Origin of the sequence: Leucobacter sp. HNU, assembly GCF_047946755.1 — a bacterium.
Classification (GTDB): domain Bacteria; phylum Actinomycetota; class Actinomycetes; order Actinomycetales; family Microbacteriaceae; genus Leucobacter.
On record NZ_CP178837.1, the window covers coordinates 2,292,519 to 2,305,613 of the forward strand.

Annotated in this window: 13 protein-coding genes and 1 pseudogene; 8 read left to right on the forward strand and 6 right to left on the reverse strand. The window is 71.8% G+C overall.

The features are described from left to right. The first annotated feature begins 160 nt into the window (after nt 1-160). The 7 genes and pseudogenes from AB3K78_RS11270 (at nt 161) to AB3K78_RS11300 (ending at nt 5,704) form a co-directional block, all read left to right on the forward strand. Complete coding sequence (locus AB3K78_RS11270; RefSeq protein ID WP_416443275.1) at nt 161-1,081, forward strand: carbohydrate ABC transporter permease; 921 nt, start codon at nt 161-163, stop codon at nt 1,079-1,081. Further along, nucleotides 1,078-1,977, forward strand: coding sequence for a carbohydrate ABC transporter permease (locus tag AB3K78_RS11275; protein WP_416443277.1), 900 nt, complete (start codon nt 1,078-1,080; stop codon nt 1,975-1,977). Before AB3K78_RS11270 ends, AB3K78_RS11275 begins: the two co-directional genes overlap by 4 nt. Before the next feature lie 2 nt (nt 1,978-1,979). Further along, on the forward strand, nt 1,980-3,047 hold the full coding sequence (locus AB3K78_RS11280) for a glycoside hydrolase family 3 protein (RefSeq protein WP_416443279.1): 1,068 nt from the start codon (nt 1,980-1,982) through the stop codon (nt 3,045-3,047). Then, nucleotides 3,044-3,508 carry a hypothetical protein gene (locus AB3K78_RS11285; protein WP_416443281.1) on the forward strand — a complete coding sequence of 155 codons (465 nt, stop codon included), beginning with the start codon at nt 3,044-3,046 and terminating at the stop codon, nt 3,506-3,508. The genes AB3K78_RS11280 and AB3K78_RS11285 overlap by 4 nt, the downstream gene beginning before the upstream one ends. Further along, nucleotides 3,505-4,428 carry an ROK family protein gene (locus AB3K78_RS11290; protein ID WP_416443283.1) on the forward strand — a complete coding sequence of 308 codons (924 nt, stop codon included), beginning with the start codon at nt 3,505-3,507 and terminating at the stop codon, nt 4,426-4,428. Before AB3K78_RS11285 ends, AB3K78_RS11290 begins: the two co-directional genes overlap by 4 nt. 85 nt (nt 4,429-4,513) lie before the next feature. Beyond that, a pseudogene (ppk2, locus tag AB3K78_RS11295) lies at nt 4,514-5,469 on the forward strand (polyphosphate kinase 2). 13 nt (nt 5,470-5,482) lie between these two features. Beyond that, a complete protein-coding gene (locus AB3K78_RS11300; protein WP_416443285.1) occupies nt 5,483-5,704 on the forward strand; it encodes a hypothetical protein in 222 nt (73 codons plus the stop codon). 85 nt (nt 5,705-5,789) lie between these two features. Here the strand turns inward: AB3K78_RS11300 and AB3K78_RS11305 are convergent, their stop codons facing one another. From AB3K78_RS11305 to AB3K78_RS11325, 5 genes are all read right to left on the reverse strand, one after another. Then, entirely contained in the window at nt 5,790-8,702 is a 2,913-nt protein-coding gene (locus AB3K78_RS11305; RefSeq protein WP_416443287.1) for an invasin domain 3-containing protein, read from the reverse strand. Between the two features lie 140 nt (nt 8,703-8,842). Continuing rightward, nucleotides 8,843-9,355: a flavin reductase family protein gene (locus AB3K78_RS11310; protein ID WP_416443289.1), complete on the reverse strand. Its 513-nt coding sequence runs from the start codon at nt 9,353-9,355 to the stop codon at nt 8,843-8,845. Nucleotides 9,356-9,452: 97 nt separating this feature from the next. Further along, entirely contained in the window at nt 9,453-9,860 is a 408-nt protein-coding gene (locus tag AB3K78_RS11315; protein ID WP_416443291.1) for a VOC family protein, read from the reverse strand. Between the two features lie 27 nt (nt 9,861-9,887). Further along, on the reverse strand, nt 9,888-10,325 hold the full coding sequence (locus AB3K78_RS11320; RefSeq protein ID WP_416443293.1) for a helix-turn-helix transcriptional regulator: 438 nt from the start codon (nt 10,323-10,325) through the stop codon (nt 9,888-9,890). Beyond that, nucleotides 10,322-10,771: a hypothetical protein gene (locus tag AB3K78_RS11325; protein WP_416443295.1), complete on the reverse strand. Its 450-nt coding sequence runs from the start codon at nt 10,769-10,771 to the stop codon at nt 10,322-10,324. Before AB3K78_RS11325 ends, AB3K78_RS11320 begins: the two co-directional genes overlap by 4 nt. 86 nt (nt 10,772-10,857) lie before the next feature. Between AB3K78_RS11325 and AB3K78_RS11330 the strand changes: the two genes are divergently transcribed. Then, a complete protein-coding gene (locus AB3K78_RS11330) occupies nt 10,858-11,793 on the forward strand; it encodes an endonuclease/exonuclease/phosphatase family protein (RefSeq protein ID WP_416443297.1) in 936 nt (311 codons plus the stop codon). 23 nt (nt 11,794-11,816) lie between these two features. On the opposite strand, the gene AB3K78_RS11335 is transcribed toward AB3K78_RS11330, so the two are convergent. Continuing rightward, a complete protein-coding gene (locus AB3K78_RS11335; protein WP_416443299.1) occupies nt 11,817-13,052 on the reverse strand; it encodes an MFS transporter in 1,236 nt (411 codons plus the stop codon). Nucleotides 13,053-13,095 lie beyond the last annotated feature (43 nt).

The following is a 13,095-nucleotide window of genomic DNA, read 5'->3' on the forward strand; positions in this document are numbered from 1 at the left end:
AGGGCGCAGCCCTCAGCGTCATCCTGCGCGAGCGCAGCGAGTCGCAGGATCCCGGCCCGGTTCCGGGATCCTGCGACTCCTCCGTCGCGCAGGATGACGACCACGCTCCGTCGCGCAGGATGACGACCTCCTTCCGCACCCCACTCAGAAAGGCCGCTCGATGAGCTCCGAACCCACCGTTCGCAAGCCGCGCCGTCCGTCGACGTTCGTGCCGTACGCGCTGCTGCTCCCGGCGACCCTCATCGTGCTGCTCGCACTCGGCTACCCCGTCGTCTGGCAGCTGATCACCTCGATGCAGCACTTCGGCCTCGCGCAGCAGTTCGGCAAGCCGCCGGAGTTCGTGTGGTTCGCGAACTACGCCGAGCTCTTCACCTCGGCCGAGACCTGGATCGTCGTGATCCGCTCGGTGCTGTTCTGCCTCGTCACGGCCGCCGTGACGATGGCCGTCGGCCTCGGGCTGGCGCTGATCATGCAGGCCGCGGCGACCTGGGTGCGGGTCACCCTGCAGATCTCGCTGCTGCTCGCCTGGGCCACCCCGGTCGTCGCCGCGATGACCATCTGGAACTGGATCTTCGACTGGCGCCGCGGTCTCGTGAACTGGCTGCTCACCGGCCTCGGCCTCCCCTTCGACGGCCACAACTGGCTGCAGAACCCGCTCTCGTTCTTCCTCGTGGCACTCATCGTCGTGGTCTGGATGAGCGTCCCCTTCGTCGCGTTCTCGATCTACGCCGGCCTCACGCAGGTTCCCGGCGAGGTGCTGGAGGCCGCGCAGATGGACGGCGCCTCGCCGGGGCAGCGCCTCCGCCTCATCATCCTCCCGATCATCAAGCCGGTCCTCGGCATCGTCATGCTGCTCCAGATCATCTGGGACCTGCGCGTCTTCACGCAGATCAAGATGCTGCAGGATCGCGGCTCGATCGCGAGCCAGACCGACGTGCTCGGCACGTACATCTACCAGCTCGGCATCGGATCCAGCGACTTCGCGATGGCGAGCGCAATGTCGATCTTCGTGCTGCTGCTCACCATCGCCCTGAGCTGGGCCTATGTCCGGAATCTGATCAAGGAGGACGAGGGCCGATGAGTATCGCAGCGCCCCGCCGCGCCACCGCCCCCGTCCGTCGCACCACCGGTCGCCGCAGCACCAGCCGTCGCACCGGGCGAGTGCTCGTCGCCGTGCTCGGCGTCGTGCTCTCGGCGATCTGGGCGTTCCCCGTCTACTGGATGCTGAACTCGTCGCTGCTGCCCGCGGTGACGCTCGATCAGACCACTCCGACGCTGCTGCCCTTCGGCGGCTCCTTCGCCAACTTCGCGAAGATCCTCGAAGGCGGAACCTTCTTCCCCGCGCTCGGCATGAGCGTCGTGATCGCGCTGATCACGGTGGTGGTCTGCCTCGCGTTCGCGTTCCTCGCGGCCCTCGCGATCAGCCGGTTCCGGTTCAAGGGCCGCCGCAGCTTCGTCCTCGCGGTGCTCTTCATCCAGATGCTCCCCGCCGAGGGCATGTTCATCGCCCAGTACAAGCTGATGGACTCGATGAACCTCCTCAACTCGGTGATCGGTGTCAGCATCATCTACATCGCGGCCGTGGTGCCGTTCACGATCTGGATGCTGCGCGGCTTCGTCGCCGGCGTGCCCGCCGACCTCGAAGAGGCGGCGATGGTGGACGGGCTGAGCCGCACCCAGGCCTTCCTGCGCATCACCTTCCCGCTGCTGGCACCGGGACTCGTCGCGAGCGGCGTCTACGCGTTCCTGCAGGCCTGGAACGAGTTCACGGTCGCCCTGGTGATCCTGCAGAACTCCGAGTCGCACACGCTGCCGCTGTGGCTGCGCGGTTTCGTGCAGCAATCGGCCTCGCGCACCATCGACTGGGGCCAGGTGATGGCCGCGTCGACCCTCGTCGCGATCCCCGTGATCATCTTCTTCCTGTTCGTGCAGGGCCGCATGACCAGCGGTCTCGTCAGCGGGGCGGTCAAGGGATGAGCGTGCAGGCGACGACCCTCCCGCCCGCCGAGGGGCTCCGCGCCGAGGTCCGCGCGACGCTCATGCCCGGATTCCCCGGCCTCGAAGCGCCCGAGTGGATCCGCGACGCGCTGCGCGATGGCCTCCGCTCGGTCTGCATCTACGGCGAGAACGTGCGCGATGCCGCTCAGTTGCGCGCGCTCGGCCGCTCCCTGCGCGAGGCACGCCCCGACGCGCTCGTCGCGATCGACGAGGAGGGCGGCGAGGTCACCCGCCTGCACTACGTCGACGGCGCACCCTACCCGGGCGCCGCGGTCCTCGGCCGCATCGACGACCTCGAGTACACCGCCGAGGTCGGCGCCCGGGTCGCCCGCGCGGTGCGCAGCGCCGGCGCCTCGCTCGTGCTCGCGCCCGACGCCGACGTGAACGCGAACCCCCGCAATCCCGTGATCGGCACCCGGAGCTTCTCGTCCGACCCCGAGCGCGCGGCCGCGCACGTCGCGGCCTGGGTGCGCGGCGCGCAGGCCGCGGGCGTCGCGGCCTGCCCCAAGCACTTCCCCGGGCACGGGGACACCGCGCAGGACAGCCACCTGGCGCTGCCCGTGGTGGGCGTCGCGCCCGAGGTGCTCGCGCAGCGCGAGCTCGTCCCGTTCCGTTCGGCCATCGCGGCCGGCGCGCAGACGGTCATGTCCTCGCACATCCTGCTCCCGCGCATCGACCCCGACGCCCCGGCGACCTTCAGCCGCACGATCCTGCAGGGAATCCTGCGCGAGCAGCTCGGCTTCGACGGCGTCGTGGTCTCCGACGCGCTCGACATGCGCGGTGCCAGCGGCGAGATCGGGATCCCGGCCGCGGCGGCGCGCGCCCTCGCGGCCGGCTGCGATCTGCTCTGCATCGGTCCGGGCACCACGCCCGCCCAGTTCGTCGAGATCGAGGACCGGATCCTGGCCGCGATCGAGGCGGGGAGCTCACGGCCGTGCGCGTGCGCGACGCCGCCGCCCGGGTTCGCTCGCTCGCGGCGTCCGTCCCGCCGATCGCCGCGGAGGCGCTCGACGGTCTCGCCGCGGAGGCCGCGGCGAGCGACGCGGTGACCGCGGACGAGCTGCTCCGCGTCGCCGACTCCTTCTCGGGGACCGACCGGGCGCACGGCTGGCTCCGGGCGCATCCCGGTGCCGCCGTCGTGCGTGTCGAGACCGTCGCGAACATGGCGGTGGGATTCGCGCCGTGGGGGCCCTTCGCGGCGGCGACGGCACCGCTCGATGGCACCGCTCGAGCGGCAGAGGCGTTCCGCGCCCGTCCGGAGATCCGCGTCGACGCCGAGACCTCCGGGATCTGGACCGAGGAATCCGCGGTGATCGTGATCGGTCGGGAGCTGCACCGGTATCCCTTCGCCGTCGCCGGGATCGCCGCGCTCCGCGAACGCGGCACGGCGGTGCTCGCGATCGAGATGGGCTGGCCGGACGCCGAGGCGCCCGCCGACCTCTCGACCTTTGGTTCGTCCCGACTCGTCGGAGCGGCGCTGCTGTCGGTGCTCGAGGCCCCGGCCGCATGAGCGTCGGCGTCGCATCCGCCCGGCCGCGCATCGGCCTCGACATCGGCGGCACCAAGCTCGAGGCGATCTCCCTCGACCCCGCCGGGGCGGTGACCGGGAGCCTCCGTCTCCCGACCGAGCCCGGCGAGGCCGCGGTGCTGCGTTCGAGCGAACTCGCCGTGCGCACGCTGGCCGAGCGCGCGGGCGTACCGCTCGACGGATTCGCCTCGGTGGGCATCGGGATCCCCGGGCGCATCGACCGCAGCAGCGGCGTCGTCCACGACGCGGTCAACCTCGGCGTCAGGTCGCTCGCCCTCGGGCCCGACCTCTCGGCGCGGATCGGCCTCCCCGTGACCCTCGACAACGACGTGACCGCGGCCGCGGTCGGTGCCGTATCCCTGCTGGGCCTGCGCGGCACCGCCGCCTACCTGAACCTCGGTACCGGTCTCGCGGCGGGGATCGTCGTCGACGGGGTCCCGTGGCGCGGGGGCACCGGCATCGCCGGCGAGATCGGGCACCTGCCCTTCGACTCCGCCGGCCTCCCCTGCGCCTGCGGCCAGCGCGGCTGCCTCGAGACCGCCGCGAGCGGATCCGCGCTGAAGCGGACGTGGCCGGCCGGAGGCGAGCATCCGGGACGTGTGCTCCTCGCGGCGATCGCGGCGGGCGACGCGGACGCGAGGCGCGCCTTCGACCGGCTCGTCTCGGGCGCAGCGCACTGCGTGCAGCTGCTCGCGCTCTCGCTCGATCCCTCGACGATCGTCATCGGCGGCGGGCTGCGACTGCTCGGCGCGCCGTTGCTCGACGGGGTCCGGGCCGAGCTCGACGCGCGAGCGTCGGCGTCGCCGTTCCTCGCGGGCGCCGCCCTCGCCGATCGCGTCCGTCTGCTCGACGGGGACTCCCCCGCCGCCGCGGTGGGTGCCGCGCTCTCCGCCGACCACTGACGGCCCGTCTCCGATCGTTCACCGCAACACGCCGCGCGCACGCGCAGGATCGGCATAGGCTGGAATCCCGACCGTGAGGATCCCCATGAGCGAACCGTTGGACGCCGCGAGCTTCGTCGCCGCAGGCCCCGATCAGATCGACGTCACGCCCGAGATCGACGAGCTCGGCGAACTCCGTCGGGCGGGCGGCCCCCGCCGCCTCGACGTCTCGCCGGAGGCTCCCTGGCGCCAGGGATACCCCTACGACGTGAAACTCTCGCGCGCGGCCTATGAGCGCGAGAAGCGCAAGCTGCAGATCGAGCTGCTCAAGCTGCAGGCCTGGGTGAAGGAGAGCGGCCAGAAGATCGTGATCCTGTTCGAGGGCGCGACGCCGCCGGCAAGGGCGGCGCGATCAAGCGGTTCATGGAGCACCTCAATCCGCGCGGCGCACGCGTCGTCGCGCTCGAGATCCCGACCGACCGCGAGCGCAGCCAGTGGTACTTCCAGCGCTACGTGCAGCATCTGCCCTCGGGCGGCGAGATCGTCATGTTCGACCGGTCCTGGTACAACCGCGCCGGCGTCGAGCGGGTCATGGGCTACTGCACGCCGCAGGAGTATCTCGAGTTCACGCGCTCCGCTCCGGAGTTCGAGCGGATGCTCGTGCAGTCGGGCGTGCACCTCATCAAGTTCTGGTTCTCGGTGGGTCGGGCCGAGCAGCACGACCGCTTCATGTCGCGCTCGCAGGACGTGGTGAAGCAGTGGAAGCTGTCGCCCACCGACCTCGCGAGCCTCGACAAGTGGGACGACTACACGGCCGCGAAGGAGGCCATGTTCTTCTACACCGACACTCCGCAGGCGCCGTGGACGGTCGTCAAGTCGAACGACAAGAAGCGCGCACGCCTGGAGGCGATGCGGTGGGTGCTCTCGCAGTTCGACTACCCGGACAAGGACCGCAAGGTCGTCGGAACCCCCGATTCCCGCATCATCGGTGCTCCGGCGACGGTCTACGACGAGGGCGAGACGCCCTCGGGCACCTTCCCCGTGGTGTCGGGCCGGAACTGAACCGAGCCCCGCCATGGCCCGCCCCGCATCCCAGCCGGAGCCGACTCCGGTCGAGATCGAGCACTGGGAGGGGTTCGGCGGGACCTGGCGGGTCGAATCCGCCGATGGCACTCGCTGCCGCATCGCGCTCTGCCGTTGCGATGGCGGCGAGGTCGTGGAGCACTGGGAATCGGAGGATCCGGCGATCGTGCGGTGGGCGACGAGGATCGTGTCGGCGGACGACACCGGCTCCTGAGCCGGCCCCGGGCCTCCCCGATGCCCGCGGCCCCCGACGACGCGAGGTGCGTGGTCGGGGGCCGCGGGCGCACGAGCGGCTCGCGCTACTCGGTTCGGTCACTCACCGCCGCGCGGCGGCGCCGGACCTGCACGGCGGCCAGCGCGGCCCCGCCTGCGAGCAGCGCGAGGATCGCCGCCGCGGCACCGGCCATGAGCGGTGCTCCACCGGTTGTGGGGAGTCCGCCGTTCGGGGCCGGGCTCGCGGGAGTCGGCTTCGGGTGCGGCGTGGTCACCGCGACCGGCGTGAACTCGACCTGTGCGGAGCTGCTGCTCTCGGTGCCGTCGACCGCGAACGAGATCGTCGCCGTGCCCGAAGCCTTCGACGAGGTGAGCGTCGCCGTGTAGGTGCCGTCGCCGTTGTCCACCACGTCGGAGAGCGTTCCCGCGGTGGTGCGCAGGGTGACCGCGTGCGCTCCGCCGGTCACAGGGTTGCCGTGGGCGTCGACCAGGGTCACGGTGACGGTCGACGTGGAGGTGCCGTCCGCCGGGATCTTCGCGGGGGACACTGCGATGGTCGATCCATCGGCGTCGACGGCGCCGGCGGTGAACCGGACCTCGGCGGTGCTGCTGCCCTCGGTGCCGTCGACGCTGAAGGAGATCGTCGCGGTGCCCGAAGCGGTCGGTGCGGTGAGGATCGCCGTGTAGGTGCCGTCGCCGTTGTCGGTCACGTTCGAGAGGCTCCCGGCCGTGGTCGACATCGTCACGGTGCTGCCGCCGCTCTGCAGCGGGTTGCCGTGGGCATCGACCAGGGTGACGGTGACCGCGGTGGTGCTGGTTCCGTCGGCGGTCAGCGTCGAGTCGCCGACCGTGATCTGGGAATCGTCCGCGCTCACGGCGCCGGCGGTGAACTCGACGTCCGCGGTGCGGCTGCTCTGCGTCCCGTCGACCGAGAAGGAGACCGTCGCGGTGCCCGAAGCGGTACTGGAGGTGAGCGTCGCCGAGTAGGTGCCGTCGCCGTTGTCGGTCACGTTCGAGAGGCTCCCGGCCGTGGTCGACATCGTGACGGTGCTCCCGCCCGACGTGAACGGGTTGCCGTTCGCGTCGTGCAGGGTGACGGTGACGGTCGAGGTGGTGGTGCCGTCCGCCACGATGCTGACGGGCGCCGCCGCGATCTGCGAGGCGTCCGCGTCCGGAGCGCCGATGATGAAGGTCACCGTCGCCGTGCTCGTGCCGGTGGTTCCACCGACCGCGAACGAGACGGTCGCGCTGCCCACCGACTTCGGCGAGGTCAGCGTCGCCGTGTAGGTGCCGTCGCCGTTGTCCGTGACCGCTGAGAGAGTGCCGGCCGTCGTCGCCATCGTGACTGCGGCACCGCCCGCGGTGAGCGGGTTGCCGTTCGCGTCGTTGAGGGTCACGGTCACGGTCGAGGTGCTGCTGCCGTCGGCCGTGATGCTGCTCGGCGCCGCCGCGATCGTGGAGGTCGTCGCGCTCGCGGTGCCCGCCGTGAACGCGACCGTCGCCTTCGCGGTCGCTGCCGCTCCGTTGACCGTGAACGAGACGGTTCCGGTGCCCGCTGCGGTGGGCGAGGTGAGGACGGCGGTGTAGGTGCCGTCGCCCCGGTCCGTCACGCTCGAGAGGGTCCCGCTGCTGGTGCTCATGGCGACCGTATCGCCGCCAGCGGTCAGCGGGTTGCCGAACGCGTCGAAGAGCTTGACGGTGACGGTCGAGGTGCTGCTGCCGTTCGCGGTGATGGATGCGGGAGCGGCCGAGATGGTCGCCTTGCCCGCGTCGGCGGCGGCGGCCACGACCTGCACGGTCGCCGCGGACGGCGCGAGCAGGCCCAGTGCGGCGCTCGTCGCGGGCAGCGTGTAGGACGCGGGCGCGGTCGCGGTCGCCCGCACGGGGATCGTGACCGTGCACGATGCGGCACCGGACGCGATGGTGCCACCTGCGCTGATCGCGGTGCCGCCGTTCGCCGCGGTGACGGTCGCCGCGGTGCACGTGGTGGTGGCGGTTCCGGCGACGACGAGGCCGGCCGGCAGCCCGTCGGTGAACGACCAGCCCGACTTCGCCCCGAGCTCGCTCGTGTTGGTCACCGTGTAGGTGAGGTTCGTGGTGGCGCCCGCGGCCACCGTGGCGGGCACGAAGGCCGCGTCGAGCTGCGGAGTGACGTCGACGATGCCGATGTTGTCGAAGTTGGTGTCGTTGCCCGTGATGTTCCCGTTCGCATTCGAGAACCGGAACCCGATCGGTGCGCTCGCCGCCACTCTGAAGGCGGCCGAGGTCATCGTCGAGACCCTCGCCGTACCGATGGTCTGCGAGGGCGCGGTGCAGGGATTGTGCCCGGAGCTCACGGACGTGACCGTACCGGAACCCGTGCCGGGAGCGGGACCGGTTCCGCTGAACCCTTCGATCAGCGACAGGCCGAGTGAGGCCCCGCCGGACGCGCATCCGGTGGCGCTCACGACAGCCGAGAGCGCGTAGAAGTGGTCGCCGATCCGCGGAGCGGCCACGGGCTTCGCCGTCTGCAGCACGACGCCGCCGCTGATGTTGCTGCCGCCCTGGGTCTGGGCATTCAGCACGAAGTTCGTCGCGGCAGCGGCAGCGCCCTGCCCGAGGAACTCGCCGATCGCGGTGCCCCCGGTCTGGGTGTTGACCCACGACCCTCCCGAGCACCCGGGATCCGTCGCGATCGGCGCCACGGAGGTCGAGTTCGCCACCCAGCCGTTGCAGCGCCCCTCAGCGGGAGTCCACTGCGGGTCGGCGACGTACGTCATGCCGGACGCCCCGACGAACCCCGTGATGTCCTGGGGGTCGGCGTTGCTGCCGTTCCCCGTGAAGTCCTCGAGGAACACGGGTGTGGGGGCGGCGGGAGTGCCGGGGCTCCCGGGAGCGGCGAGCGCGCCCGGCGCCGAGGGGCCGCCCACGAGGGCCGCGCCGATCAGCGTCGCCGCCGCGAGCACCCCCAGCGTCTTCCGGGCAGGGTGGGTCCTGCGAGGTTCGGGTGTCCAGGCCATTCTGAGCGCCTCCTCGGGCGAGATCGAGCGGATGCGTTCCGGCGGACCGCGCCGGAGCTACCGCTGATCTTGACACCCCGCGCGCGCTCCGGGCGGCCGGTGTCACCCCGCTCGTCACCCTCGGAATACGCGGATTCCGGTCAGGCCTCGACCACGGAGTCCCACGACAGGAACCGGCGATCCTGATAGAGCAGCGGGGCAGCGCCGTCCGCCCCCGGCAGCACCTCCAGCACATCCGCGAGGATCAGGTTCGACGGGCCGACGGGATGCACCTCGCGCGCGACGCAGCGCAGCGCGACCGAAGCGCTCGGCAGGTAGGGTTCGCCGGTCGGCAGCGTCTCCCAGCCCTGCGCCTCCGTGAATCGTGGCGCGCCGGTGCGAGCGAACGCCTCGGCGACCTCCCGCTGGCCGCTCGTCAGGAAGTGCACGACGAAGCTCGGCGCACTGAGGATCCCTCCGGCGCTGCCGGTCGCACGCGTGACCGAGAAGGAGAGCACGGGCGGGTCCGCGCTGACCGAGGCCACCGACGAGAGCGTGAGGCCGACCGGCCCGTCGGGAGCGACGCCCGAGACCAGGGCCACGCCCGCGGGGTGCAGCCGGAACGCGTTCTTGAATCGGTCGGTCGTCTCGATCTGCGCAGCGGTATCGGTCACGGTGCTCCATTCTCGCGTATTCACCTGGATGAACCGCGCACGGGGGCTCCGTATTCCGCCGCCGGCAGGCCCCGGCGCCCGCCCGGACCCGCCCCTATTACGCCTGCTGGATGCGCAGCATGTTGCCCGCGGGATCCCGGAAGGCGCAGTCGCGCGCGCCCCACTGCTGATCCATGGGCTCCTGCACGACCTCGGCTCCCGCAGCCTCGAGGCGCGCGAAGGTCGCGTCGAGGTCCGAGGCCGAGAGGTTCGCACCGAAGTAGCTGCCCTTGGCGATCAGCTCCATCAGCGTGCGACCCTCCTCCTCGGTGAGCCCGGGGTTCGCGAGCGGCGGATGCAGCACGAACGCCGTGTCGGGCTGCTCGGCCGGGCCGACCGTGATCCACCGCATGTTCTCGTGGCCGACGTCGAGGCGCACCTCGAAGCCGAGGACGTCGCGGTAGAAGGCCAGCGAGGCCTCGGCGTCGACGAGGGGCAGGAAGCTGGAACGAATGGTGATGCTCATGGCTTCAGCGTAGGCACGCCGCCGGCGTCACGCTTCTCGATTCCTGATCGGTCTCGAGATCTGCTTCACGATGCACGGCGGCATGCCCGGCAGGACCTCGGCTCCGCTCGCGCGGTATTCGCTCGGCGGCACGCCGACGAGCTCTGCGAAGCGGAGGCTGAACGTGCCGAGCGACGAGTATCCGACTGCGAAGCAGATCTCGGTCACGCTGAGCCCGCTGCTGCGCAGCAGCACCATGGCCCGCTCGATCCGGCGGGTCATCAGGTACGAGTAGGGCGATTCGCCGTAGGCGCGCTTGAACTGCCGGCTCAGGTGCCCGGCCGACATGTGCGCGCCCGCCACGAGCGCCTCGACGTCGAGGGGGTGCGCGAATTCCCGGTCGATGCGATCCCGGACCCTGCGGAGCGCGATGAGCGTCGCGAGGTCCGCGGGCTTCGCCCCGGTCCCGCTCTCGGCTCCGCTCATGTACCGATGGACTGGGCGTACTCGGCGGTGGCGTTCACGACCACGAAGAAGACCATGAAGCCGATGCCGGGGCCGAGGATCGAGAGGACGATGGCGATGACGCCCTGCGCGCGCCCGCGCCCTCCTGCTGCCGCGATGATGCCGATGACGAGCGCGGCGAGGCCGAGCAGCGCCCACAGCACCTGTGCGGCGATCAGCCAACCGAACCGCATGCCGAACTCGTTCTCGGGCACGGCGGCGGATGCTCCGCCGCCCTCGCGCACGACCTGCCCGAACATGCTGCCGATCGCCCACGAGCACACGGCGGAGCCGACGATGGCGACCAGCACGAGCACGAGGGCGGTGATGCCGAGGCCCGACGGCTTCGGCCCCTGGTAGGCGGGGAGCACGGGCTGCGGGGCGGCGGGGTACGGTCCCGGCGCGCCGGGCGAATAGGGTGCGGTCACGCTTCGAGGCTATCCGTCCAGCTTCGCGTTCGCCACGGCGGGTAGCATCGGGGATTCGTGTCCGCAGCCCACCCCGAGGAGCCCCGATGCCCGCACCCGCTCGACGCCGCCGGCCTGCCGGGATCCTCATCGCGTTGACCGCCGCGCTGCTGGGCGCCGCGATCCTCTGGCACGCGCAGGTTCCCGACCTGCTGGGATTGGCGCTGCCCTTCGAGGCGATCCTGCCCTGGCTGGGCGCTCCGATCGCGCTGCTGCTGCTCGCGGCGCTGTTCCGCCGGGCCTGGCTCGGGATCCTGATGAGCCTCGCTGCGGTGGCGGTGTGGAGCATCGTGTTCACCCCGCGAGTCCTGCCGCTCGAGCCGGTGTCAGGCAGCGGCCCGGCGGCGATCACCGTGCTCAGCCAGAATCTGCACGGTGTCGACGGCTCGCCCGAGAAGAGCGCGAGGGCCGCGATCGGACAGCAGGCCGACATCGTCGCGTTCGAGGAGGTCGACGCGGCCGCCCGCAGCACCCTCGACGAGGTGCTCGGCAACGTCTACCCGCACGCGGTCCGGGTGGGCACGGTGTCCCTCTGGAGCCGGTTCCCGCTCTCGAACCTCGAACCGCTCGATCTGGGTCTCGGGTGGAAGCGGGCGCTGCGGGTCACTGCCGAAACGCCGAGCGGACCGGTGCGCGTCTATGCGGTGCACGCGGCCTCCGCCCGGATCGGCGCCCACGACGAGCGGGACCGGATGCTCGACGAGCTGCGGCAGGAGATCCAGCAGGACGGCGCCTCGCGGATCATCGCGATGGGCGACTTCAACGCCGGCACCGACGATCGGGCGTTCTCTCCCCTGCTCGACCTGCTCAGGGAGCCCCGCGATTCCGGCTGGGGCTTCGGCTTCACCTGGCCGGCCGAATTCCCGGTCGTGCGGCTCGATCACGTGCTGGAACGCGGCTTCGATCCGCGCTCGATGCGCACCGTGCAACTCGGCGACAGCGACCATCTGGCGGTCGTGGCGACGCTGCGACCCTCCGTGTAGCCGGGCACCCGGCTCGGACGCCCTCAGCGCCTGCGCACCCTGAGCACGCACGCGAGGAGGGCGAGCAGGATCACGAACGCGCCGTACCCGGTGACCACCGGGCCGAGCCCGAGCACCGGGACGAGCAGGCCGGCGACGACGGTCGGGATCCCGAAGGCCAGGTACGAGAACAGGAAGATCACCGAGAACACGTCGGCGCGCTGCGTCGCCGGGATGCTCGGCGCGAGCGCGCTCACGACCCCGAAGAAGGCGGTGCCGAACCCGGCACCGGTGACCGCCGCAGCAGCCAGGTACCCGGGGAGCGACCCGAGGCCGAGCGCGACGAGCGAGAGCGCGGTGCCGAGCGCGAGCGCCGCCGTGCCGAAGACGGTGACGGTGCGCGGAGAGCGCCGGCGGATCGCGAGCGCGGTGACCGCCCCCGTGCCCGCGAGCAGCGCGACCGAGAGCCCCTGCGCGAGGTGGGCGGTGCCGCCGAGCTGCGCGCGCACGATGCTGGCCCCGAAGGAGAGGAAGAGGCCGCCCGTCGCCCAGCCCGCGACGATGGCTGGGGCGCTGCGCCAGAAGTCGGCGCGGATGGCGGGCGGCAGCGAGAGGCGGAATGCGAGCGAGGCGAGCGCTCCGGGCCTTCTGGGCGCGGTCTCGGGCGCGAGCACGAAGAGGAGCGCGAGCAGCACGTAGAGCGCCGCGAGCGGCCCGAAGACGTCGGCCATGGCTTCGCGGGTCAGGTCGAGGGCGATCCCGGACACCAGAGCGCCCAGGGCGAGTCCGATTCCGGGGCCGAGCGCGTTCCAGATGGCGGCCGAGCCGGGCCGTGCGGCGGGCTCGAGGTCGGTGATGGAGGCCGAGAGCGAGGAGAGCAGCAGACCGCTCGCGATGCCCTGGACGATCCGTGCGACGACGAGGAGGGCGACCGAGTCGGCGTGCCAGAACAGGGCGAGACCTCCGGCGAGCACCAGCAGGCCGACGATGGCGACCGGGCGGCGTCCGATGTGGTCGGAGATGGATCCCGCGGTGAGCAGCGTGAGCAGCAGGGCGAGCGCGTAGACCGCGAAGACCGCCGAGATGGTCGACGGACCGAATCCGATGCTCTCGGCGAGCACGGGGTAGAAGGGCGAGGGTGCGCTCGCGCCGGCCATCATCGCGACGAGCGAGACGACGGAGAGTGCGCGGGCGGTGCGTTCCCCACGGGGCGCGGGAGCGGACGCGCGTGCGGCTGCGATCGGCACGGACCCGGTCGCTGATGCGGTGTCGGTGGTCATGGGGTCCCCTCGCTCGGTCGACCGATCGGTCGGTCGGTTCGAA

Excerpts from the sequence above, each read along its gene's own strand:
- AB3K78_RS11270 (WP_416443275.1), top strand. The coding sequence starts at position 161 with ATGAGCTCCGAACCCACCGTTCGCAAGCCGCGCCGTCCGTCGACGTTC.
- AB3K78_RS11275 (WP_416443277.1), top strand. The coding sequence starts at position 1,078 with ATGAGTATCGCAGCGCCCCGCCGCGCCACCGCCCCCGTCCGTCGCACC.
- AB3K78_RS11290 (WP_416443283.1), top strand. The coding sequence starts at position 3,505 with ATGAGCGTCGGCGTCGCATCCGCCCGGCCGCGCATCGGCCTCGACATC.
- AB3K78_RS11300 (WP_416443285.1), top strand. The coding sequence starts at position 5,483 with ATGGCCCGCCCCGCATCCCAGCCGGAGCCGACTCCGGTCGAGATCGAG.
- AB3K78_RS11305 (WP_416443287.1), bottom strand. The coding sequence starts at position 8,702 with ATGGCCTGGACACCCGAACCTCGCAGGACCCACCCTGCCCGGAAGACG.
- AB3K78_RS11315 (WP_416443291.1), bottom strand. The coding sequence starts at position 9,860 with ATGAGCATCACCATTCGTTCCAGCTTCCTGCCCCTCGTCGACGCCGAG.
- AB3K78_RS11320 (WP_416443293.1), bottom strand. The coding sequence starts at position 10,325 with ATGAGCGGAGCCGAGAGCGGGACCGGGGCGAAGCCCGCGGACCTCGCG.
- AB3K78_RS11330 (WP_416443297.1), top strand. The coding sequence starts at position 10,858 with ATGCCCGCACCCGCTCGACGCCGCCGGCCTGCCGGGATCCTCATCGCG.
- AB3K78_RS11335 (WP_416443299.1), bottom strand. The coding sequence starts at position 13,052 with ATGACCACCGACACCGCATCAGCGACCGGGTCCGTGCCGATCGCAGCC.